This is a genomic window from Aphanothece stagnina RSMan2012 (assembly GCF_046764815.1).
Taxonomy (GTDB): domain Bacteria; phylum Cyanobacteriota; class Cyanobacteriia; order PCC-6307; family Cyanobiaceae; genus NIES-981.
The window spans coordinates 1-19,872 of record NZ_JBKOUC010000032.1 but is presented as its reverse complement, the minus strand read 5'-3'; the positions used below and the strand labels follow the sequence as shown (position 1 = coordinate 19,872).

Genomic DNA, 19,872 nt, shown 5'->3' with positions numbered 1-19,872 from the left:
GATGATCTGCTCGGGGGTGTGACGCTTGCGTTTCATGGGGCTTCTCCTGGCCAAGTCTGGCCGGTCGGGAAGCTCTCATAAGGACTGGTTCAGTTTCTGGGGTCCACGCCAGGCCCACCGTGAACGCCTACTGCTCGGTGGTGGCAGCCGGCTGCGATCGGGTGCAGACCCTTGCCAGCCGCACCATCCGCTCCATCTCGATGAGCACCGCCACCCCCGACGGGTCCAGGGCGCGGCCCTGGACCTTCGCCAGCGCTCCAGTGCTTCCTCTATGACCATCTGGACTGGCCGCATCGCGCGACAGGCTCCTAGCCTGAGGCTCAACTCCACGCCGATTCCGCTTGAACAAGATCACTGGACCACTGCGCAGGGCCGTGTTCTATGGCGCGATCAGCTACGGAGGGCTTGTTCTGATCAACAATGCAGAGCTTGACCTCCCGAACATGTGGATCGCCTATCTGCCGATGTTTATCGGGGTCTATGTCCTGACGCAGTGGCTGGATCGCAAGATTGGGAACTGACAGGGGGCCAGGCGTATCTATCTTGAGGGAGCCCCTTCAGGGCCAGTGCCCCTCTTCATAGGTCAACGATGGGGGCTTTCAAGACAAACCCAGCCACCTCAACTCAGGGACATCGGGGAGGGGGTTAGGACCTCAGCAGACCCTGGATTGGGTTGGCGCCCAGAGGTCTTACACGGCCTAGAGGGGGCCAGAGGTCCCCAAGCCCGAGGATCTCAGCCCGAAGACCAGATGCATGGGCTGCGGGGCTGAAGGGCCCTGAGCCTGGCGGACGAACGACAGCAAGCACGACATGCCCATCACTGAGCGGGTTGCCTTCTGTCAGGCGCTGCTGCGACATCAGGGGATCGTCATGGAGCCGTCCTGAGATAGAGGCGTTTGGGGGTGTGGCCGGCTGAGGCCGCCGGCCTGCGTCTGTGTTCTCTGATCATTGCGCCCAGTCGCGGTCGTGCGGGAAGGGGTGCTCGAGCCGGGAAACAGCCGCCGATTTGCCCCATAAAGCAGGTGGCATCCGCACTTAGCCCTGTTCAGGCAAGAGCTGCTTGATCCCGCGGCAATCCCCATGTGCTGACAGAGCCGCGGCTGCCCGGGGGGCAGAGGGGATCATGTGAAGGATTGTGATGTTGGGTGGTCGATGGCCTTTTCCCTGTTCCCCGCAGCAGCCCTCTTCAACAAAACAGTGGTCCAGCTGCGCGAGCTGGCCCGGCGCCTGGGCGTCAAGAGCTACGCCCGGCTTGCCAAGGGAGAGCTGGTGGAGGCCTTGAGTCAGGTTCAGCCAGAGGCACCCGCTGAACAGCCAGTTGTCTCCGCCACAGCCATGGCTGCTGAGATCACAGCGGCAGCGATCCCAACGCGGCCGTCTGCCACCACCCGTGTGGTTTTCCTGCCGCGGGATCCCCAGTGGGCCTATGTGTTCTGGGAGATCAGCAGCGACGATCGTGCGCGGGCCACGGCTGCAGGCGGGCAGCAGCTCTGCCTGCGAGTGGCTGATGTCACCGGCCTGCCCCTCGGGGCTGCCCATCCCCACGCCCTGCAGGAGCTGGTGGTGGATACGGACGCACGGGAGTGGTACCTGCCGGTACCACTCTGTGATCGCGACTATCGCGTCGATCTGGGCTATCGCCTGGCCGGCGGCGGCTGGTTCTCCCTGGCGGTGTCTTCCGTGGCGCGGGTGCCGGCGCTGGAGCCCAGCTCAGGGATGGCCGATGGGTTTGCAGCCTTTTCCCTGGAGGCTCCGATCGGTGCGATCTCGGAACCGGTGCCAGCTTTGAGCAGTGGCGGGGTAGAGCACGAGCGCTTTTACCGGCTGGCCACGGTCGCCAGCTCCCGCAGCCGCCGCGTCGGCTCGGAGGTGCTGCATGAGAATGATTTTGGTGGCGAACAGGCAGGGTTGCTCAATGCCTCAGGAGCTGGGGTGTGGGCCAGCGGCCGGAGCGAATCGGGCAGTGGTCTGCTGCGCCAGCGCTCCTTCTGGCTGGTGGCTGATGCCGAGCTGATCGTCCACGCTGCCACCGAACCGAGCGCCAGCCTGTTCATCGGCGAAGCGCCGGTGGCTTTAAACGCCGACGGCACCTTCCGCGTGCACGTGCCCTTCCGCGATGGCGAGCAGCTCTATCCGATCCGTGCGGTCGCTGCCGATGGGGAGCAGGAGCGCTCGATCCGGCTGGAATTCCAGCGCCGCACACCAGAAGCCCAGGTGAACACCCGGGAAGAGGCGGAGCTTGCCTGGTTCTGAACATCAGCCCATGCCGGTTCCCCCACTGAAACGTGCTCGTCGCTGAGCAGCGGTTGGACCTCCGGAGCCGCCATCAGCGTCTCCAGGAACCTGCCCATCACCTGCTCACGCAGCAGCCGCTCCCTGGTCTTGGGGAACCTGGTGGGATGCCGGACGGGATCATCCGGATCGAGGCCGACCAACCAACCGATCGAGCGCCTGGACCGATCAAGGGGGTCACGTCAGTCCGGCCCGGGTGCTTGACGCGGATCCCGTCGCCATCGCCGATCGAGAGCACTCAGGGGGGTGGAGCTGGCTGCAGGCTGGGGCCCCGGAGGGGACTCAGCAGCTGAGCAACTCCCGCAGGAACTGATCGCTCAAGGTCACAGCCGCGGCCCAGTTCTCCGCCTCGCTCAGGCCTGAGCTGCGGGTCGGCTTGAAGCTGTGGTCACCGCTGGGGATCCAGCCCAGCTGCACCTGCGGCGAGAGCCTGTAGGTCTCCACGTCCTCTCTCCGGCCGAACGTGTCCCGCTCCCCTTGCAGGATCAGGGTTGGAGTCTGCAGCCCCGCCAGGTGCTCGGTGCGCAGCTGCAGCGGCTTGCCGGGCGGGTGAAAGGGATAGCCCAAGCACAGACAGCCGCGCACCCCATCGCTGGCAGACAGGTCATCGAGCAGCAGGCTGGCGACCCGACCGCCCATTGACTTGCCGCCGATGACCAGCGGCCGCTTCGGCCCCCCTGTCTTCTCGAGCTGCACCTGCTGGCGGAACGCCTCCAGCAGCACCGGCATCCGGTCGGGCCCGTGCCGGCGACCCGTTTCTCGCATCCGGACCATGTAGGGAAACTCAAAGCGCACCACCCGCCAGCCACAGTGCGCCAGCCCACTGGCGATGGCCGCCATGAACGGACTGTCCATCGCTGCACCAGCCCCATGGGCCAGCAGAACGGTGGCTGGCGCGGACTCGGGCCCGTCGATCAAGCGGGGCGAGGAGAGGGTGGCCTCAGCGTTCATTGGGTCGTTGCTCGCGTAACCCACCGGCGACAATCCGTCCGCCTCAACGTCGCCGCCCCGAACGAGAACGATCAGCGCAGCTGCCCCTCACTCCTCCTCGTCGGCCCCTCCCGCCGGCACCAGGCGGATCTGCTTGCGACCCAGCTTGATCTCGAACTCATCTCCCGGCTTGAGGTCGAGCAGGCCGGTGTAGGCCTTGCCCACCAGCAGATTGCCGTTGCCCTGCACGGTGGCCACGTAGCTCAAGCTGCGGCCAGCCTTCCCTTTGCCGTTGCCACCACCCTCTCCGAGGCTGACGCCTTTGGCCTCCAGCAGGGCCTCGTAGAAGGCGGTGAAGTTGAGGCGCTCACCGCCATCCTTCTTGGTGCTCACATAACCAGCGGCCCGCACCAGATCGGATTTGGAACCATCTCCGAGCTCTTTGACTTTGGCGAGCAGTTCAGATCCGGTGAGGGCCATGGTGGTGAAGCATCCACTAACGGCACTCTAATGCTCGGGCTGTTGGCTGTGAGCGCTACACGGTTCGGGGGTAGCCCTCATGGGCGGAGGCTTTTGCAGAGCTTTGCCATCACCATTCCCATCCAGGACCGTGTGACCTCGGCGCAGCACTTCCTGCATGCGGGCACGGCGCATCCCTGTCTTGTCAGCATCGGCGACGGGGAAGCCTGCCCATCGCTCATCGCCACGCTGAAGGGGGTTCAGGGGGTACGGGAACAGGAACACCGGCAAGCCGCCGCCGCCGGGAAAGAGGCCTAACTTGAGGTTGAGGGGAGATTCGGAAGCCAACCCGGACCCTGCCTTCCAAGAGAATCCGGCCAGGGATCCCCCGAGCCGGTGGTCACAAAGGAGGTGCGCCCAATGTGCGTGAAACCGCCGTGAACTCGATGGCGCAGCGCGAACGCCTTCCCGTAGGTGCAGAAAGCCATACGCCACTGCTGATCCCCGCGTGTTGAACCCCCGGGCTGCATAACCCGGGTGTGGATCACAAGCGAGAAGGTCAAGCCCCGAGCATCTCTTCTTGCAGACGTGATCTCACTCCTTGCCTGCCAGGCCCCAGACAGGTGACACGTGAACCCCAGACACCCGACCGGCCGTCCCTGGTGTGAGGAGGTGACCGCCGCAACCGGTGCAAAGGCGCCCCCCACGGGGCGCCTTCCTGCTTGAGGACAATCATCAGGGTGACGCGGAACTGGCGGCCAGCTACGGGGTGGTGGAGGCGGAGGGTCGCCCGCTTGATCCCCGATCGGCGGATTCCCCGGCATCCCATTGCAGGCATCGACAGGATGGACGGGTCGCGGAACCCTGATGGACAGCACCGCCAGTTCAGCCTCCACACCGCTGCTGCTGATCCACCCGATCGGTGTCGGCCTCTCCTCGAGGTTCTGGGATCGGTTCATCCGCTGCTGGACGACGCGTGACCCCACAGCAGAACTGCTGGCGCCGGATCTGATCGGTTGCGGTGATGCTCCCTGCCCGGAGCAACCACTCACCCCGGAAAACTGGGCCGAACCGCTCATCAGCCAGCTGCGGGAGCGCGGTTCGCGGCCGGCCGTTCTCGTGAGCCAGGGCGCCTCCCTTCCGATCGCGCTGGCGCTCCAGGCCGGGGCGCCTGAACTGGTGCGTGGCCTGGTAGCGATCAGCCCGCCGGGCTGGCGCGTGCTGCAGGAGGCATTCCCACCAGAGCGGGCCCACACACTGTGGCGGCTGCTGTTCCGTGGACCGGTCGGAGGGCTCTTCTATCGCTACGCCCGGCGCCGCAGCTTTCTGCGTGCGTTCTCGCAGAAGAATCTGTTCGCCCGCGCCGAAGACGTCGATACCGAATGGCTGGACACCTTGGTGGAGGGATCCCGCTCGATGGCCACCCGCTGGGCCGTGTTCTCCTTCCTCGCAGGTTTCTGGCGCCGGAACTGGGAGCCACAGCTCGCGGAACTCACCATTCCCCTGCTGGTGGTGTTCGGGGAATCAGCCACAGGCATCGGACGCGCGCGGTACTGGGACGATCTCAGCGAGCGCCTGGCCACCTATCGCTGCACCTTGCCGCAGGCCGCCATCACCACCATCGAGGGCAGGAACGTGTTGCCGTATGAGTCCACAGAGGCCTGCGTCTCCTGCGTGCGCGACTGGCTGAGCGGCCTGAGGTGATCGCCCACCAGGCGTTCGCTGAACAACCCGTCTCCCCCTGCGAAATGGCCCATCCGCTCAGCTGAGAGGCACGGTCAACAGGCGCAGAGGGGTTGGCGGAGCGGGATTCAGGTCGCCAGGGCCGCGCCCCGGACCTCCGCCAGCGCTCCATTGCTGCCTCCGTTCTCCTCAAATGCAGCTCGCTGATCCTCTACTTCAGCCCCCACCTAACCCGGCGAATCCTTGCCTGGGCGGAAGGCCTGTTCAGGGCACCAGATCGCGGCAAGGGAATCTCCCAGGCCCCGCGTGCGGCCCTGCAGGTGCTCCATCCCCACCCAGGCGCAGACAAGGCCATCGAGGCTGTCTTCCAGCGGCTTGAGGGCAGCAAGAGCGGAGACCTGCTCAGGCTCCGGCAGAGGCAGGGCGATCGCCCCGATGTGCTGATTGAGGGCGGTTCGGATCTGCCGGAACTCCACCAGCAGCCGGCGGATCCTCTCGGACACCGGCAACTGCTCAGCCTTCCAGTACTGAAGCGAGCGGCTGACCTTGTAGGGAACCCGGTAGTCGCGCTGCAGCAGCGCCAGCAGGGCGACATGGGGATAGACCTCGATCACCCCGCGAGGCCCAGCGCAATCTGTGGCGGTGTGCAGGGGGTAGCCCCTGCTCTGCAGCTCCTCACGGATCCGGTCAGCGATGGCTCCAGGCCGCTGGGCCGTCGGGCTATGGACGGCACAGCCCCGGTTGCCGAACAACCGCGATACCTCACGATCGGCCGCACGTCGCTGGGCGATCGGCTCGGCGGAAAGCGGCATGTCGAAGGCGATCAGATCCACCGGCCCTCCGCCAAGACGTTCAGCGGCGTCCAGCAGTGCATCGATCTCTGGCCTGCTGCCCTGCGGCCGTGCCGCCCAGTCCACAGGGGTGCCATGGGCCAGGTCGATGAAGCTCTGATAGCTGGGAGCCAGGGCCACACACGACCATGCATCTCCGCGCTGCTGCACCAGGGCCACACCACTGGGCTGATGGGCCGTCCAGGCCGCATCGATCCCCAGCACCAGGCCCCCGGCAACAGGAGTTGGCCTCTCGATCCTCACCGCCGTGCCGGATGCACACACCCTGGCTGCAATCTGGCAACCCGGCGATCAAGCCGCGATCCGCCAGGCCATGGCCCTACCGGCCACGGTGCTCTGCTGCGCCAGGAGAACGCGACCGTCTACGCCAATCCCCGCTCCAGTTGGGCGGCCCTGGCCACCTGGGTGCAGTTCAGCGGCTCCGCTGCAGACATGTTGGGTGCCACTGCCCTGCTGAGGGGTTGAGCGGGGGCCCCACGCCCCTGCAGCCCTTCGCCAATGCACGGCTCCTGCTGCATGAGACCTCCATCCCCGGCGTCGACACCGGTGACTTCACCTACAACGGCATCCTCTGCCGCAGCGCCCGTCTGCCGCCCAAGCCGGGGGCGATCTGGCTGAGCAGCGAGCTGGCGTGGCAGCAGCACGGCCGGTGATGCCGCTGTGGACCCCTACGCCCAGCACACCCAGTTCTCGGTGCTGGAGTTCGGCGCCAGCTACGGCTCCGGCGGCATCGGCGCCCTGGTGCAGCCGCTGATCCGGCCGATACTGAACAGGCGCGTCTGATGTGATGAGCCGCTCTACAGCCCAGCCTGCAGGCAGCCTGGAGCAGGTTCTTGCGCTCCTGCGTGAGCACCGTGGCGAGTGGCGGCGGCGCTACCAGCTGCAGCGAATCGGTCTGTTCGGCTCCATGGCCCGTCGGCAGGCCACGGCTGGCAGTGATGTGGATGTGTGGGTGGAGCTGGATCCGCTGACGCCGTTTGCCACCGTGCATCTCAAACAGGAACTGGAAGAGCTGCTGCAACGCCCCGTTGATCTGGTGCGCCTGCGGGAGCGGATGAACCCGGCTCTGCGAGCGGCGATCCTCAAGGACGGCATCAGCGCGTGAGTGACGAGCTGTTGCTGGTGCTCGTTCCGCTGCGGCAGGCACTGGAGCGGTACGAGCGCAAGGCCAACCCGCTGTTACAGGATCCAGGCCTGCTGGAGCAGGAGGAAGGCCAGGGTCTTCTGGATGTGATCTGTATGCAATTTCTGGCTGACGGAGAAGCTCTCAGCAGCAGGGGACTCCCCCTGCTCGTGCCGTGCAGACCCAGGCCGGCAGTCCTAACCTGTTGTACAGGGAGTTGGACGCCTCAGATGCAGGTGGTGAGCTTTTCGGAAGCCCGCGAGAGCTTCAAGGCGGTGCTGGATCGTGTCGAGGCCGACGCCGATGTCACCCTCATCACACGGCGCCACGCCCAGGGTGCCGTGCTGATGTCGCTTGACACCTACAACAGCCTGATGGAGACGGTGCATCTGCTGCGCGCTCCCGCCAATGCCACCCACCTGCAGCGCTCACTGGAGCAGGCCGATCGTGGTGAGCTGCTCGACCATCCCCTGATCGACGCCGATCTGGTGGATGCCGGCAACTGAGCGGCTGGCGTGGACGCCGGCAGCCTGGGAGGACTATCTCTACTGGCAGGGCCAGGACCGCAAGCAGCTGCGGCGCATCAACCAGCTGATTCAGGCCTGCCTGCGGGATCCCTGCGTGGGCATCGGCAAACCGGAGCCGCTGCGGGAAAACCTCTCCGGCTGCTGGTCACGCCGCATCGATGACGAGCATCGGCTGGTGTATCGCCTGGCAGCGAACCTGCTGGTGATCCTGGCCTGCCGCTACCACTACCGCTGAAACGGGAAGCTCGGCAATAGCCCATGACCTCCCTGGGGCCCGGCCCCACCCAGCTCATGGGCCTCACCCTGATCGAGGCAGCCCAGTACGAAACCCTCCTCGAGCACCTCGCCGTGCTCAAGACCTTCTCGGAGGGGGAACTGGTTTCGCGGCTGCCAATTCTGAACATCAACGGCAGCGGCCTGTGATGCCGATCGAGGGCCGTCGCTGTCGTGGCAAACCTGGCCCACGCAATCGCACACCTCACCTGGGCTGAGCCAGGCCAGCGCCTCCAATCACAACAGGGAGATCTGCTGCTCCCAAACGTAGAAATCAAAGGGCGGGGATGTCATCTCTTGCCTTGAGTCTTTCGCTGACAGCTGCAGCATGGCTCATCAGAATTGAACCAATCAGTGGGATCGGTCATGGCAGCAGTCAGCGGAAGACGTGGGCGGCTGATCAGCGTGCTGGCCTGCCTGGCAGCGGCGGGTTGGCTGCTCCCTGCGGCACAGGCCGAACCGCAGCAGGCGCTGGCGATCCTGCTCAAGCAGCTGCAGGCCAAGCCCATGGGCCTCTACGACGGTGTGCGTCTGTTCCGGCTGAACCAGCCCGGTGGCGGCACGCTCACCCTCACGGTGAGCTGCGAGCGCGAGCAGTGGCGTGTGCAGAACAGCGACAGCGCCAAGGGCCAGCCCAGCTTCTACGACACACCCTTTCTCTCCGCCAAGGGGATTGGCCGCACCTGGGTCTGCACCGGTCCTGCGCGGGTGCTGGAGTGACGTTCAGCCGCTCGCGCTCAAACCGCGCCACGATCTGGGTGAGCAGGGCCCGTTCAGCCGCCCATTGATCGCCCGTTTGGGTGATCAGCAGCACACTCAGCTCCACCGCCAGCGGCGTGATCCGTTTCACGCCACGCACCAGCGGCGGCTCCAGCATCAACGGTTTCCACTCAGGCCTGGCCGCAAAGGCCAGGCATTCCTCCCGCAGCACAGCCAGGGCCTGCTCCAGGTGCGCACTGTCTGGTGGCAGCGGCACGCAGCCGCAGTCCCAGCTGATCGGGCTGCATGCTGCGCCGTGCATGGCGCAACCGGCGCTGCAGCACCTGTTGCCAAGGCTGGGCCAGCTGTTCAGGCCCGAGGCCGTGCAGCTGACCGTCGGCCGCGGTGACCGTGAGCAGTGGCAACGGCACAGGCCTGCCCGGCACACGCGCCTGCAGCACCACGGTGCCGCCAGGGCCAGGAATGCTCTCGACCTCCAGCTGATCGGCCTTGCATGGAGGCCATGGGATCAGCCGGGGCGGTTCAAGCGCTTCAGGCGCAGGGCGCTCACCGAGACGATGGCTTCGAAGTCGGCCCTGCATGACGATGCGTTGCCGCTGGTCACGAGGGATGTGGATCCCGCTGCTGCTCCTGCTGTCTCCAGCCTCCGGTTCGATCGTGGCTGCAACGGGATTCGGAGGCTCCGTCGATGGAAGACACCCCGCCTGAGCACCAGCCAGGAGTGCGCTGACGATCCGGCCCCTGCTCCAACAGTCCTGACCAGATGTGACGTTCCTGGCGTGTCGCTGCTCTGCGAGAACAGCCCTGTCGCCGTCCACTGCGCCGCCCCAGGTGCCCCGGACCCAACGGAACGTCCCGGTTGACACCTGGCCCCAGGTGCCAGCGCCGGCAGCTCCGACCACAACTAAAACCACCTGATCTGACGATCAACCGACCGCACAGCTGCGCCCGCCCCCCTTGGGAAGGCACCACGGCTGAGCAGACAAAGCCCGGGGCCAGCGCTCCGGGCTTTGTTGTGACCATGCTGCGGGCCAGGGCACAAGCAAGGAAATGGACTGCGACTGTGGAGCGGATCCATCCGCGGCGCTGGAACGCCGAACCCTGTGGATGGTGCTCGTGATCAACTCCGTCATGTTCGTGGTGGAGCTTGCCTTTGGCCTCCGCGCCGATTCCAGCGGTCTGATTGCTGACTCGCTCGACATGCTCGCCGACGCGGGTGTGTACGGCATCAGCCTGGGGGCTGTGAGCCGCAGCCTGAAGCGACAGCGCCGTGCCGCGCAACTCAGCGGCCGGCTTCAGATCCTGCTCGCGATCTGGGTGCTGTTGGAGGTGCTGCGCCGCAGCGTCCTTGGCCTTGAACCGATGAGCGCCGTGATGATGGGCATAGGCGCTCTCGCCCTGCTCGCCAACCTGCTCTGCCTGGTGCTGGTGCGTCGGCACCGCAATGGCGGAGTGCACATGCGCGCCTCGGTGATCTTTTCCACCAACGACACCCTGGCCAACCTCGGCGTGATCGTCGCCGGCCTGCTGGTGGCCTGGACCGGCAGCCCCATCCCCGACCTGCTGATCGGCACCGCCATCAGCCTGCTGGTGCTCAACGGCGGCCTCCGCATCCTTCGCGAGGCTCGCGCCTCACGCCCGTGAGCCGTCTGTCGCCTGGGTGCTCAGCTGACGCGGCGGCATCGGCAGACGGGTGCTCACCGCGAAGGCGAGGGCCACCAGCAGGGCCGAAGCCCACAGGCACGCCTGCAGACCACCCACCAGAAACAGGGCGCCGGAGAGCACGGTGCCCACCAGGCGGCCGGCAGCATTGGCCATGTAATAGAAGCCCACGTTCAGGCTGACATCCTCGGCTTCTGTGTAGGCGAGAATCATGTAGCTGTGAATCGAAGAATTCATCGCAAAGACCAATCCGAATGCGGCAAGGCCCACCACCACGGCAATGCCGGGATGGGCCGCCTCCCGCCAGAGGGCGATGGCGATCAGCGCAGGGATGGCCGTGAGCGAGCCGCTCCAGAACTCCACCGCTTTCACGCCCGGGGGGGCGCTCTGGCCCCAGCTGCGTCGCAGGGCGGGCGCCGATCCCTGCACGATCCCGTAGCCGATCACCCACAGGCCCATGAAGCCACCCACCTCCCAGAAGCGCCAGCCCAGGGCCTGCTGCAGAAACACCGGCAGGGCCACCACGAACCAGACATCACGGGCGCCGAACAGGAAGAAGCGGGCCAGCGACAGGATGTTGATGCCTGCGGATTTGGAAAACAACGCGGTGAAGCTTGGCTCAGCTTCATGCGGCCGATCTCCGCCGGCAGAACCAGGGTGAGCAGGAAGGCGAGAAACAGACCGGCCGCCATCGCACCCACCGCCGCGTTGAAGCCGATCGTGGTGAGCAGCAGACCCCCTAGGAAGAAGCCCACGCCCTTGAGTGCGTTCTTGGAGCCGGTGAGAATGGCCACCCACTGGAACAGTTGGCCTTCGCCCTTGCCGTGATCCTCCGGTGTTTCCGGCACCACGGTTTTGATGGCGCTCTTGGCGCTCATCTTGTTGAGATCCTTGGCGATGCCGCTGATGGCCTGAGCCACCATCACATAAGCGACGCTCCACCACTTCGGCCAGGAATCAGCCACCGGAATCAGCATCAGCAGTGCCGCCACCTGCATGAGGGTGCCGGTCCACAGCGTGAGCCGCAGCCCGAAGCGGGCGCCCAGCCAACCGCCATAGAGATTGGTGATCACCCCGAAGAACTCATAGAAGAGAAACAGGAAGGCGATCTCGAGGGTGCTGTAGCCGAGCTCATGGAAGTGGAATACCACCAGCATGCGCAGGGCGCCGTCGGTGAGCGTGAACGCTCAGTAGTTGGCGGTGACGATCGCGTATTGCTGCAGCGCAGAAAGAGCCTGGCGCGGTTGCTTCGAGGCCTCGATCGAGGTGGGTCGTGGGTCTCTGTTCATGGCCTGGTCTCAACGCTCATCCAGCAGGACGACATGGCTCACCAGATCAGCCATGCGGCAGCTGTAGCCCCACTCGTTGTCGTACCAGGCGTAGACCTTGAGCTGGCTGCCGTTCACCACCATCGTGGAGAGGGCGTCGATGATCGAACTGCGGCTGTCGTTGACGAAATCCACAGACACCAGCGGCCGGGTTTCGTAGCCGAGGATGCCGTGCAGAGGGCCATTCGCGGCGGCTTCAAAGGCGCCATTCACCTCCTCCACCGTGACGTTGCGCTCCAACTCGAAAACTGCATCGGTGAGCGAGGCGTTCAGCAGCGGCACCCGCACGGCGTGGCCGTTGAGCTTGCCCTGCAGCTCCGGGAAGATCAGGCCGATGGCCTTGGCCGATCCGGTGCTGGTGGGGATCAGGCTCTGCAGGCAGGAGCGGGCGCGGCGCAGATCGCTCTTGAAGCCATCGACCACCACCTGGGTGTTGGTCACATCGTGCAGGGTGGTGATCGAGCCGTGGCGGATGCCGAAGCTTTCGTGCACCACCTTCACGACCGGAGCCAGGCAGTTGGTGGTGCAGGAGGCGGCGGTGAGCAGCCGGTGCCGCTCCGGGTCATAGAGGTGATGGTTGATGCCGAACACGATGTTCAGCGCCTCGGCACCGGCAATCTCTCCTTTGACGGGGCAGGCCACCACGACGCGCCGGAGGCCCACCGCATCGAAATAGGGCTGCAGGGTTTCAGGCGTCTTGTTCTTGCCGCTGCATTCGAGCACCAGCTCCACGCCCGTCTCCCGCCAGGGAACTGCAGTGGGCTCCTTCTCCTGGGTGTAACTCACGGGCTTGGTGCCCACGAAGAAGCCGCGCGTGTTGGTCTGCACCGCCTGCTGCCAGCGGCCGTGCACGGAATCGAACGCCAGCAGGTGCGCCGCGGTCTGGGCATCGCCGCCGGCGTCGTTCACGTGCACCAGCTCGATGCCGGGCCGGCCCCAGAGGGCGCGGAACACCAGGCGGCCGATACGGCCGAAGCCGTTGATTCCGATCTTCATGGCTGCAGCAGCCCGCTTCGGGGCGCGGAGGCCGACGCACCATAAATCAACTAGGATTGATGGGTTGTGTGTCGCCGGTCACATGCAGGTCAGCACCAGTTCTCCGGCGGGCCTCCGTCGAGCCACAGTTGGCCCTCCAGCCACCGCCATCGCCCCAGCGCCCGGATCGCTCGGCGCCGATCAGGCCAGGGCTCTGCTGAAGGCCCTGGCCGAACCGATCCGCTTGCAGCTGATTGAGGCCCTTGGAGGCGGGGAACGCTGCGTGTGCGAGCTCACCGAGCAGCTGGGCCTGGCCCAGTCCAAGCTCTCCTTTCACCTCAGGGTGCTGAAGGAGGCGGGGCTGCTGACAGACCGTCAGAGCGGCCGCTGGGTGTACTACAGACTCCGACCCGAAGCCATCGAACAGCTGCGGGGCTGGCTCTCCGGCCTGGCGGCCCACTGCACAACTCCCGCTGAACCTTGCTGTTGATGGCTATGGGCATCTTTGAGCGCTTCCTCAGCCTCTGGGTCGCACTCGCGATTGCCTCCGGCGTAGCCCTCGGCGCCCTCTTCCCGGGGGCCGCTCAGGCGATCGCATCGCTGGAGGTGGCACGCATCAATCTGCCCATCGGTCTGCTGATCTGGGGCATGATCTACCCGATGATGCTGGCGGTCGATTTCGGCTCCCTGGCCGGACTGCGGCATCAGCCCAGGGGACTGGTCATCACGGTGGTGGTGAACTGGCTGATCAAGCCGCTCACGATGACAGCCATCGCCTGGCTGTTCCTGCGCGGACTCTTCGCGGCCTGGATTCCAGACGAGCTGGCTGACCAATACATCGCCGGCATGATCCTGCTCGGCGTGGCACCCTGCACGGCCATGGTGTTCGTGTGGAGCCGCCTCAGCGATGGGGATCCCAACTACACCCTGGCTCAGGTGGCCATCAATGATCTGATCATGGTGTTCGCCTTCGCTCCGATCGCCGCGCTGCTGCTGGGCGTGAGCAAGGTGCTGGTGCCTTGGAACACGCTCTTCACGGCGGTGGGTCTGTTTGTCGTGATTCCACTGACGGCCGGTTGGCTCACCCGTGTGTTGCTGCACTCCACCCGTCGGATGGACCGTCTTGAGCAGCGGCTCAAGCCCTTGGCGATCGTGAGCCTGATCGCCACGGTATTGCTGCTGTTCATGGTGCAGGCCAGCGCCATCCTGGCTAATCCACTGGCGATCGTTCTGATCGCCATCCCCCTGATCCTGCAGACCTATCTGATCTTCTGGATCAGTGCCCAGTGGATGCGCCTGTGGCGCCAGCCCCATGCCATAGCGGCCCCCGGCGCCATGATCGGCGCCTCCAATTTCTTCGAGCTGGCCGTGGCCGTGGCAATCAGCTTGTTCGGACTCAATTCCGGAGCTGCGCTCGCCACCGTGGTGGGTGTTCTGGTGGAGGTGCCAGTGATGCTCTCGCTGGTGGCGATCGCGAATCGCAACGCACGCTTGTTCCCCTATCGAACCGTCTGAACCAGGCCCGATAGGCCCTTGAGAGAAGGACTCGCTCCTGAGCTGGCACCGCAGCCGATTACCACTGGGCTTCTGTCTTCCGCCAGCCTTCTTTGAGCTTTTTGTTCCAGAGCTTGAGCGCTTCCTGCCGGCTGAGTTCCTTGCGGTGCTTGAGCCGAGGCACGGGCTAGTCGGGCAGCAGCTCCTCGGTGATCAGCTCCAGCCGCTGGCTCCAGCGGTCCCAGTGGGTAGGCCGGAAGTGCAACACCTGCCGTCCATCGCTCAGCCAGCCAGGCTTGGGGGAGAGGGGCGGGTGCTTGCTGGTCGCCACGCGAGGTTCAGGCCACCTCCAGTGCACCAGCCACTCGGCATAGGCGCCACGGGTGCGGTTCTCCAGCAGGTGGCCGGAGTTCCAGCGGAGGAAGGCGTCGAGGTCACTCATGGCCGGTTGGATTCCGGGCGCAGCGGCACAAAGATCCGGTTGCCGTTGGCCTTGTTGGTGAACACGGCATTGCCCTGGACGTAGATCTCCCGTTCCCAGAGGCCGCCCAGGCTGTCTCGCAGGGTGGAGAAGGGGAAGCCTTCCTGGATCAGTCGGTAGGTCATCGCCGTGCCGTCCTTCCAGACGATCTGAACTGTGCCGTCGCTGCTGTGGCTGTCGCGGCAGGGGATCGGCCGGTCGTTGTAGGCGCAGTCCTTCCAGGGTTCGGCGCGGCTGGGGGCGCCGCCGATCAGCAGGGCCGCCATCGCGGCGATTCCCGAAGCCGACCGGGCACCGTGGCACCGGCCAAGTGCGGCTGGCAGGCACCGCAGCCGCTCACGCATCAGTACCCCCATCCACCGCTTGCACGACCCCCAGGATGGAGGCGGTGGAGCGTGACGGGAACGGGCCGATGTGCGTGAGTTGGTGCTGGCCATTGGCATTCCAGGATTTCGGCCATCTCTGATTCGGAAAGCTCAACGGTGACTTTCATGGTTTTCACCTCAGAGCGTCAGACGCCAAGGACAACATGGCGGCTCAGACCAGGCCACCCAGCCGGATGAGGGCACCCACCACCACAAAGGCGATCGCCAGAGCGGTGATGCCGCGGATGTGCCAGGCCAAACCGCTGAGGGTGGCGTCGGTGAGGTTGGGGATCAGCCGAAGCCGGGCGTGGATGGCCAGGGCAGCCGTGGCGGCAAGCAGCAACAGCTTGGTTCCCACCAGCATCCCGATTGGATTGGCCGGGCTGAACAGCCCCTGGAACCTCGGCAGGTAGATCCAGGTCATCCACAGCCCCGTCACCACCTGGATCGCCAGGGCGGTGAGGCCCAGCGGCTCGAAGGTCTCCTCGAAACTGCGGATCGCCGTCGCGCTCCGCTCCCGCAGGGCTCTGGGCAGCACCCCCAGGTCCAGCACCAGATGCCCGCCAGTCCACACCGTGGCGGCGAGGGCATGCACGATCACCAGCAGCGGGAAGACGGACATGGCAGCACCGGGGGATCTCCACCCACGATGGGTGCGATCCAGAGGGGCTGAGCGTGAAGGTGTTCGTGGACCTGTGGGTGGTGCCGATCGGCGTGGGGGTGCCCCTGGCGCCCAGCATCGCCGCCTGCGAAAGGGAGCTCACGACAGCCGCCCTCAAGATCCAGCTGCACCCCAACGGCACCGCCATTGAAGGGGAAAAGCAGCAGACCCTGGAAGGCAAGGTGGCCAGGGTGCAGGCGCTGCTCTGATGGCCGATCATCCGGAGGCGCCTGGAGCGATCCTCCACTTCTGGTTTGAGGAGTCTCGGCCTGGGCAGTGGTTTGCCAAAGACCCGGTCTTTGACGGGCAGGTGCGGGAGCGCTTCATCGGCCTCACACGACAGGCGATCGCCGGCGAGCTCGCCCCATGGAGCACTGAGGCGCCAAGCGCCCTGGCGCTGGTGCTGCTGCTCGATCAGTTCCCGCGCCAGATCTGGCGCGACACCGCCATGGCCTTCGCAGGCGATCCCCAGGCCCTGGGGTTGAGCCTGGGGGCGGTGGAGCAGGGCTGGCTGGAGGCAGAACCCGAGCAGGCGCGGCGACAGTTCTGGCTGATGCCGCAGATGCACAGCGAGGAGCTGGCGGTGCAGGAGGCGGCCGTGCCGCTGTTCGGGCAGTTCACCGACGCACGCACCGCCGAGTTCGCCCGCCGGCACCGTGACGTGATCGCCCGCTTTGGCCGCTTCCCCCATCGCAACGCTGCTCTTGGGAGGGTGTCGAGCGCTGCGGAGCTGGCCTTCCTGCAGACACCGGGCTCAGGCTTCTGAGCCATCGGGTCCCACGGCGGCGGCGGAAGGCGACCCAGGGCTGGCGCTGCAAGGTGCCGGCGTTCACCCTGCAGCCAGGGTGACGCTGACGACCCGCCCGCCCCCGATCTCGATCCGCTCGATCGCCGCCATCACCTGCCGCCGCCAGGCCGGTGTCATCTCCGGGGTTCGCGCCGATCGTGGGCAGCAGCTCAGCCAAGATCCAGTTTCAGCTGGCGGTCTGTGGTCGCCGCGTCGCCGCTCCCGCGGCGGCGGCGCTCCCCGGGGCGGAGTCCCGAACGCCTGGAGCCGTGCCGCTGCTGGATCGTGTCCGCCCTTTCCGAGAAGCCTTCCTGCCGCCGCCGGGTATGGATTCGCTCGCGGGCTTCCCTGGCCGCAGCGGCGGGATCGACGACGGGTTGCGGATAGTCCAGCCCCACCCCCCGGCCGGCCAGGAGCGGGCCGGCGTCCTCGAGGGTCCAGGGCCGATGGCGCTGGGCCGGCGGCAGCTGAGCCAGCTCCGGCAGCCACCTGCCGATGAAGCTGCCGTGGGGGTCGTGGTCCTCGCCCTGCTTGATCGGGTTGTAGATGCGGACGGTGTTGATGCCGGTGGTGCCCGCCTGCATCTGGCACTGACTCCAGTGAATGCCGGGCTCGTAATCCACGAACAGGCGCGCCAGCACCAGTCCGGCGTCGCGCCAGGGGAGGTTGAGGTGGTGGCAGGCCACCGAAAGCAGCATCGCCCGCATGCGGAAGTTGAGCCAGCCGGTGGCCCTCAGCGACCTCATGCAGGCATCCACAAACGGCAGTCCGGTGCGTCCCCGGGCCCAGGCCTCCAGGCGGACGGGATCACTTGAGGCCAGCCCCGCCATGAGTGGATGCAGTTCGCGGAATTCCAGGTCGGGCTGGCACTCCAGCTTCTGAATGAAATGGCAGTGCCAGTGGAGCCGTTCCTGGAACCCGCGCAGAGCCCGCTGCCAGGTACGGCCCACAGTGGAGCCGCTGGCGCCGGCGCCGAGCTCCTGTCGGCGGTGGCGGCAGGCGTGCACCACCTGCCGCAGCGACAGGGTGCCCCAGGCAAGGTGCGCCGAGAGCCGGGAGCAGCCGCTGGTGGCGGTGAGAGGGCTCGACAGGTCCAGGTGATACCGGGCTCCCCTGTGCTGCAGGAAGCTCTCCAGCAGGGCCAGGCCCTCACGGCGGCCGCCGGGCTGGCGGCCGGGGCAGGGATCATCCGCCAGGCCAAGCGCTGCAGCATCGGGCAACGTGCCCGGATCCACCCCCTCCAGGCAAGGCAGCCGCGGCGGCGGCGGCGAGAGCGGTTCGCCCATCAGCTCCTGCCAGCGCCGGGCCCAGCCGTCGCGGCTGGGCAGCCGTCGGATCACGCCGAACTGGCGGCATTGGCGCCAGGTGATGCCGTGCCTCCGGGCCCAGGCGGCCACCCGCCGGTCGCGGGCGTAGGTCCAGCCGTTTCCTGTCTCCTCATGGCTCCAGAGGCCGCCGATCCCGAAGCGACGCCGGGCTCGCTCCAGCACCTCCTCCACCTCTCCGACCCGCACCACCAGGGGCTGGCCCAGACAGGCCAGCTCCTGGCCCAGGTCGATCAGACTCTCAGCGCAGAAGGCCCACTGGCGGGCGGAGGCATCCGGCTGCCGCCACAGCTCCGGTTCGATCACCACCAGCGGCAGCACCGGCCCGTGGCGGCTGGCCTCAAGCAACGGCCGATGGTCGGTGACCCGCAGATCCCGCTTGAACCACATGACCTGCAGAGAGCCCACCGTCTCGCCGCCGCCCAACTCCGGCGTTCCACTTTGGCGGGTTGGTCATCGGACGGCGAGCACCGCCACCATGACCTCAGCGACCTGCAGCTCCGCCGAGGAAACGTGGAGTTCTCCCACGGGGTGTGCGAGGCCTGCATGGCGAAGCATGTCCCGGAAGTGGCACCGCTGGTTTGAGCCTCCAGCGAACCGAAGCGGAGAGCTGGCCCTAGCGAGGCCAGGCTTGCTGAGGTGAGCTGCCCGCTGTGAATCCTGAAGTGAGGTGTAGACCCTGCGCTGCTGCGCCACCCATCAGGGATTCAGACGCTCCTCCTGCCAGCCGTGGGCTCGTCTCCAGCGACGACGCAGGTGAGGATGATCCCTCAGCTCCAGCAACTCCACCTGGGCAAGATCAATGCGCAGCAGCTGGAAATGCTCCGGCAGCGGGGTTGCGTCGGCAAGCTCCAGCGGGAAAGCCTCTGCGGCATCAAACGCTGCCCCCGGTTCGGGCCAGCCCCAGAGGGCGCGGCCTGAAGGGGTGAGCTGGTACCAGTGCCGCAGGCGCGCATCCCTGTCCACGTCTGGGGGCAAGGTCAGTACGTCCCCGCGCAGGCGAAACTGAGAGCGGGCTTTGGGCAGCAGCCAGCACAGTTCCACGGCGGGCTGCTGCTGCAGCTCAACCTGTTTCGCACTGCGCCCGTCGGTGAGCAGATCCAACGCGGCGCCAGCGACCCAGCCACGAAAGACCAGGGTGCGCACCCGCGGGCTGCCATCGGGAGCGACGGTGGCGAGCTGCAGCCAGCGGGCCGCTGGTGAGCGGCCTTCCCGTTCGCGGGCCCCGCGGAGTAACGCTCGCCATGGCGGCAGTGCCATCACGTCGGCTTCGGCTGGCGTCGGTTCAGGGCCAGGGCACTTCCGATACCTGACGGGCTGCCGATCAGCGCGCTCCAACAGCGACTGGCTGCATCAGGCCACCACCTCCTGAGCCGGAATCGTCATCATCACGCTCTTCACCAGGCTGCAGGATTGCGCAGAGGCCAATGGCGGCGCTGCAGACAATGCTCAACACCAGCCGCAGGGGGAACTCGTTAGCCACTGGATCGAGGAACTCTCCCATCATGAGCCGCGTTGTTACAAACAGCAACATAAGTGATTTCCCCTGATCTGTAAAGGCTGTCCCTGCCGTGCAAGCACCTCCCACTTGTCCTGTCTTCTGGCCGCCCTTCCGCTTGTCACGGCTGCATGGCTGGTGGACCAGCCATGAAAAAAGCCCCCTCCTGGAGTGGAGGGGACCTAAGGGATTCGGGTTCACCGGACTGATCGCACAGAGTTGATCACCCTGTGTTCAGGCCGGTTGGTGATGCCGTCCTGGCGGCCTCAGCCGATCGCCGGGGCGGTCAGCGCCACGGGGGTGGCTTCCGCAGCGGCCAGGTCGAGGGGGAAGTTGTGAGCGTTGCGCTCGTGCATCACTTCCATGCCCAGGCCAGCGCGGTTCAGCACATCAGCCCAGGTGTTGATCACGCGGCCCTGGCCGTCGAGGATCGACTGG

29 protein-coding genes and 2 pseudogenes are annotated in these 19,872 nt (G+C 66.3%); 17 read left to right on the top strand and 14 right to left on the bottom strand.

Going from position 1 to position 19,872, the window contains the following annotated elements; genetic code table 11:
• Positions 1-119 precede the first annotated feature (119 nt).
• The 3 genes from ACLNEE_RS15415 to ACLNEE_RS15405 all read left to right on the top strand — a co-directional run bounded on the left by ACLNEE_RS15415 (position 120) and on the right by ACLNEE_RS15405 (position 2,253).
• The gene (locus ACLNEE_RS15415) at positions 120-275 is read left to right on the top strand and encodes a hypothetical protein (RefSeq protein WP_411423967.1); all 156 of its coding nucleotides are present in this window, start codon (positions 120-122) and stop codon (positions 273-275) included.
• A 66-nt stretch (positions 276-341) separates the two neighbouring features.
• The gene (locus ACLNEE_RS15410) at positions 342-521 is read left to right on the top strand and encodes a hypothetical protein (RefSeq protein ID WP_411423968.1); all 180 of its coding nucleotides are present in this window, start codon (positions 342-344) and stop codon (positions 519-521) included.
• 631 nt (positions 522-1,152) lie between these two features.
• On the top strand, positions 1,153-2,253 hold the full coding sequence (locus ACLNEE_RS15405) for a DUF4912 domain-containing protein (RefSeq protein WP_411423969.1): 1,101 nt from the start codon (positions 1,153-1,155) through the stop codon (positions 2,251-2,253).
• A gap of 5 nt (positions 2,254-2,258) precedes the next feature.
• Here the strand turns inward: ACLNEE_RS15405 and ACLNEE_RS15400 are convergent.
• The 3 genes and pseudogenes from ACLNEE_RS15400 to ACLNEE_RS15390 form a co-directional block, all read right to left on the bottom strand.
• Positions 2,259-2,438 (bottom strand): annotated as a pseudogene (locus ACLNEE_RS15400) (IS5/IS1182 family transposase); the annotation flags it as partial.
• 136 nt (positions 2,439-2,574) lie between these two features.
• The gene (locus tag ACLNEE_RS15395; RefSeq protein ID WP_412007301.1) at positions 2,575-3,210 is read right to left on the bottom strand and encodes an alpha/beta fold hydrolase; all 636 of its coding nucleotides are present in this window, start codon (positions 3,208-3,210) and stop codon (positions 2,575-2,577) included.
• A gap of 120 nt (positions 3,211-3,330) precedes the next feature.
• Positions 3,331-3,702 carry an AbrB family transcriptional regulator gene (locus ACLNEE_RS15390; RefSeq protein ID WP_411423971.1) on the bottom strand — a complete coding sequence of 124 codons (372 nt, stop codon included), beginning with the start codon at positions 3,700-3,702 and terminating at the stop codon, positions 3,331-3,333.
• Positions 3,703-3,795: 93 nt separating this feature from the next.
• Between ACLNEE_RS15390 and ACLNEE_RS15385 the strand changes: the two genes are divergently transcribed.
• Positions 3,796-3,999, top strand: coding sequence for a hypothetical protein (locus ACLNEE_RS15385; RefSeq protein WP_411423972.1), 204 nt, complete (start codon positions 3,796-3,798; stop codon positions 3,997-3,999).
• A 549-nt stretch (positions 4,000-4,548) separates the two neighbouring features.
• Positions 4,549-5,385, top strand: coding sequence for an alpha/beta fold hydrolase (locus ACLNEE_RS15380; RefSeq protein ID WP_411423974.1), 837 nt, complete (start codon positions 4,549-4,551; stop codon positions 5,383-5,385).
• A 206-nt stretch (positions 5,386-5,591) separates the two neighbouring features.
• On the opposite strand, the gene ACLNEE_RS15375 is transcribed toward ACLNEE_RS15380, so the two are convergent.
• Positions 5,592-6,458, bottom strand: coding sequence for a DUF429 domain-containing protein (locus tag ACLNEE_RS15375; protein ID WP_412007300.1), 867 nt, complete (start codon positions 6,456-6,458; stop codon positions 5,592-5,594).
• A 218-nt stretch (positions 6,459-6,676) separates the two neighbouring features.
• Here ACLNEE_RS15375 and ACLNEE_RS15370 point away from each other — a divergent pair, with 218 nt between their 5' ends.
• The 8 genes from ACLNEE_RS15370 (at position 6,677) to ACLNEE_RS15335 (ending at position 10,502) form a co-directional block, all read left to right on the top strand.
• Positions 6,677-6,868, top strand: a complete 192-nt coding sequence (locus ACLNEE_RS15370) for a hypothetical protein (RefSeq protein WP_411423977.1) — start codon at positions 6,677-6,679, stop codon at positions 6,866-6,868.
• Between the two features lie 7 nt (positions 6,869-6,875).
• A complete protein-coding gene (locus tag ACLNEE_RS15365) occupies positions 6,876-6,998 on the top strand; it encodes a hypothetical protein (RefSeq protein WP_411423978.1) in 123 nt (40 codons plus the stop codon).
• Between the two features lie 4 nt (positions 6,999-7,002).
• Positions 7,003-7,320, top strand: coding sequence for a nucleotidyltransferase family protein (locus tag ACLNEE_RS15360; RefSeq protein WP_411423979.1), 318 nt, complete (start codon positions 7,003-7,005; stop codon positions 7,318-7,320).
• On the top strand, positions 7,317-7,844 hold the full coding sequence (locus ACLNEE_RS17180) for a type II toxin-antitoxin system Phd/YefM family antitoxin (protein WP_425625194.1): 528 nt from the start codon (positions 7,317-7,319) through the stop codon (positions 7,842-7,844). Before ACLNEE_RS15360 ends, ACLNEE_RS17180 begins: the two co-directional genes overlap by 4 nt.
• Positions 7,831-8,100, top strand: coding sequence for a Txe/YoeB family addiction module toxin (locus ACLNEE_RS15350; protein ID WP_411423980.1), 270 nt, complete (start codon positions 7,831-7,833; stop codon positions 8,098-8,100). Before ACLNEE_RS17180 ends, ACLNEE_RS15350 begins: the two co-directional genes overlap by 14 nt.
• Before the next feature lie 23 nt (positions 8,101-8,123).
• Positions 8,124-8,288 carry a hypothetical protein gene (locus tag ACLNEE_RS15345; RefSeq protein ID WP_411423981.1) on the top strand — a complete coding sequence of 55 codons (165 nt, stop codon included), beginning with the start codon at positions 8,124-8,126 and terminating at the stop codon, positions 8,286-8,288.
• Between the two features lie 216 nt (positions 8,289-8,504).
• On the top strand, positions 8,505-8,858 hold the full coding sequence (locus tag ACLNEE_RS15340) for a hypothetical protein (protein WP_411423982.1): 354 nt from the start codon (positions 8,505-8,507) through the stop codon (positions 8,856-8,858).
• Between the two features lie 1,050 nt (positions 8,859-9,908).
• Entirely contained in the window at positions 9,909-10,502 is a 594-nt protein-coding gene (locus ACLNEE_RS15335; RefSeq protein WP_412007299.1) for a cation transporter, read from the top strand.
• Here the strand turns inward: ACLNEE_RS15335 and ACLNEE_RS15330 are convergent.
• The 3 genes and pseudogenes from ACLNEE_RS15330 to ACLNEE_RS15320 all read right to left on the bottom strand — a co-directional run bounded on the left by ACLNEE_RS15330 (position 10,491) and on the right by ACLNEE_RS15320 (position 12,844).
• Positions 10,491-11,123: an MFS transporter gene (locus tag ACLNEE_RS15330; protein WP_412007302.1), complete on the bottom strand. Its 633-nt coding sequence runs from the start codon at positions 11,121-11,123 to the stop codon at positions 10,491-10,493. The two genes, ACLNEE_RS15335 and ACLNEE_RS15330, sit on opposite strands and share 12 nt — an antisense overlap.
• 101 nt (positions 11,124-11,224) lie before the next feature.
• Positions 11,225-11,677 (bottom strand): annotated as a pseudogene (locus ACLNEE_RS15325) (MFS transporter); the annotation flags it as partial.
• Between the two features lie 141 nt (positions 11,678-11,818).
• On the bottom strand, positions 11,819-12,844 hold the full coding sequence (locus ACLNEE_RS15320; protein WP_411423987.1) for an ArsJ-associated glyceraldehyde-3-phosphate dehydrogenase: 1,026 nt from the start codon (positions 12,842-12,844) through the stop codon (positions 11,819-11,821).
• Positions 12,845-12,926: 82 nt separating this feature from the next.
• Here ACLNEE_RS15320 and ACLNEE_RS15315 point away from each other — a divergent pair, with 82 nt between their 5' ends.
• Together ACLNEE_RS15315 and arsB are read left to right on the top strand one after the other, a co-directional pair.
• Entirely contained in the window at positions 12,927-13,313 is a 387-nt protein-coding gene (locus ACLNEE_RS15315) for an ArsR/SmtB family transcription factor (protein WP_411423988.1), read from the top strand.
• Positions 13,313-14,338 (top strand): ACR3 family arsenite efflux transporter, encoded by a 1,026-nt coding sequence (arsB, locus tag ACLNEE_RS15310; protein ID WP_411423989.1) that lies wholly within the window; start codon positions 13,313-13,315, stop codon positions 14,336-14,338. The genes ACLNEE_RS15315 and arsB overlap by 1 nt, the downstream gene beginning before the upstream one ends.
• 58 nt (positions 14,339-14,396) lie before the next feature.
• On the opposite strand, the gene ACLNEE_RS15305 is transcribed toward arsB, so the two are convergent.
• From ACLNEE_RS15305 to ACLNEE_RS15290, 4 genes are all read right to left on the bottom strand, one after another.
• Complete coding sequence (locus ACLNEE_RS15305) at positions 14,397-14,501, bottom strand: DUF1651 domain-containing protein (protein ID WP_411423990.1); 105 nt, start codon at positions 14,499-14,501, stop codon at positions 14,397-14,399.
• Between the two features lie 3 nt (positions 14,502-14,504).
• Entirely contained in the window at positions 14,505-14,759 is a 255-nt protein-coding gene (locus ACLNEE_RS15300) for a hypothetical protein (protein WP_411423991.1), read from the bottom strand.
• The gene (locus ACLNEE_RS15295; protein WP_411423992.1) at positions 14,756-15,064 is read right to left on the bottom strand and encodes a hypothetical protein; all 309 of its coding nucleotides are present in this window, start codon (positions 15,062-15,064) and stop codon (positions 14,756-14,758) included. The genes ACLNEE_RS15300 and ACLNEE_RS15295 overlap by 4 nt, the downstream gene beginning before the upstream one ends.
• A gap of 271 nt (positions 15,065-15,335) precedes the next feature.
• Complete coding sequence (locus ACLNEE_RS15290; protein WP_411423993.1) at positions 15,336-15,785, bottom strand: CopD family protein; 450 nt, start codon at positions 15,783-15,785, stop codon at positions 15,336-15,338.
• 53 nt (positions 15,786-15,838) lie between these two features.
• On the opposite strand from ACLNEE_RS15290, the gene ACLNEE_RS15285 reads away from it, so the two are divergent.
• Together ACLNEE_RS15285 and ACLNEE_RS15280 are read left to right on the top strand one after the other, a co-directional pair.
• The gene (locus ACLNEE_RS15285) at positions 15,839-16,033 is read left to right on the top strand and encodes a thiamine-binding protein (protein WP_411423994.1); all 195 of its coding nucleotides are present in this window, start codon (positions 15,839-15,841) and stop codon (positions 16,031-16,033) included.
• Positions 16,033-16,590: a DUF924 family protein gene (locus tag ACLNEE_RS15280; protein ID WP_411423995.1), complete on the top strand. Its 558-nt coding sequence runs from the start codon at positions 16,033-16,035 to the stop codon at positions 16,588-16,590. The genes ACLNEE_RS15285 and ACLNEE_RS15280 overlap by 1 nt, the downstream gene beginning before the upstream one ends.
• A 191-nt stretch (positions 16,591-16,781) precedes the next feature.
• Here the strand turns inward: ACLNEE_RS15280 and ACLNEE_RS15275 are convergent, their stop codons facing one another.
• From ACLNEE_RS15275 to ACLNEE_RS15265, 3 genes are all read right to left on the bottom strand, one after another.
• The gene (locus ACLNEE_RS15275; protein ID WP_412007298.1) at positions 16,782-18,362 is read right to left on the bottom strand and encodes an FAD-binding domain-containing protein; all 1,581 of its coding nucleotides are present in this window, start codon (positions 18,360-18,362) and stop codon (positions 16,782-16,784) included.
• A gap of 273 nt (positions 18,363-18,635) precedes the next feature.
• The gene (locus ACLNEE_RS15270) at positions 18,636-19,196 is read right to left on the bottom strand and encodes a pyridoxamine 5'-phosphate oxidase family protein (RefSeq protein WP_411423997.1); all 561 of its coding nucleotides are present in this window, start codon (positions 19,194-19,196) and stop codon (positions 18,636-18,638) included.
• 64 nt (positions 19,197-19,260) lie between these two features.
• Entirely contained in the window at positions 19,261-19,470 is a 210-nt protein-coding gene (locus ACLNEE_RS15265; protein ID WP_411423998.1) for a hypothetical protein, read from the bottom strand.
• Positions 19,471-19,872 lie beyond the last annotated feature (402 nt).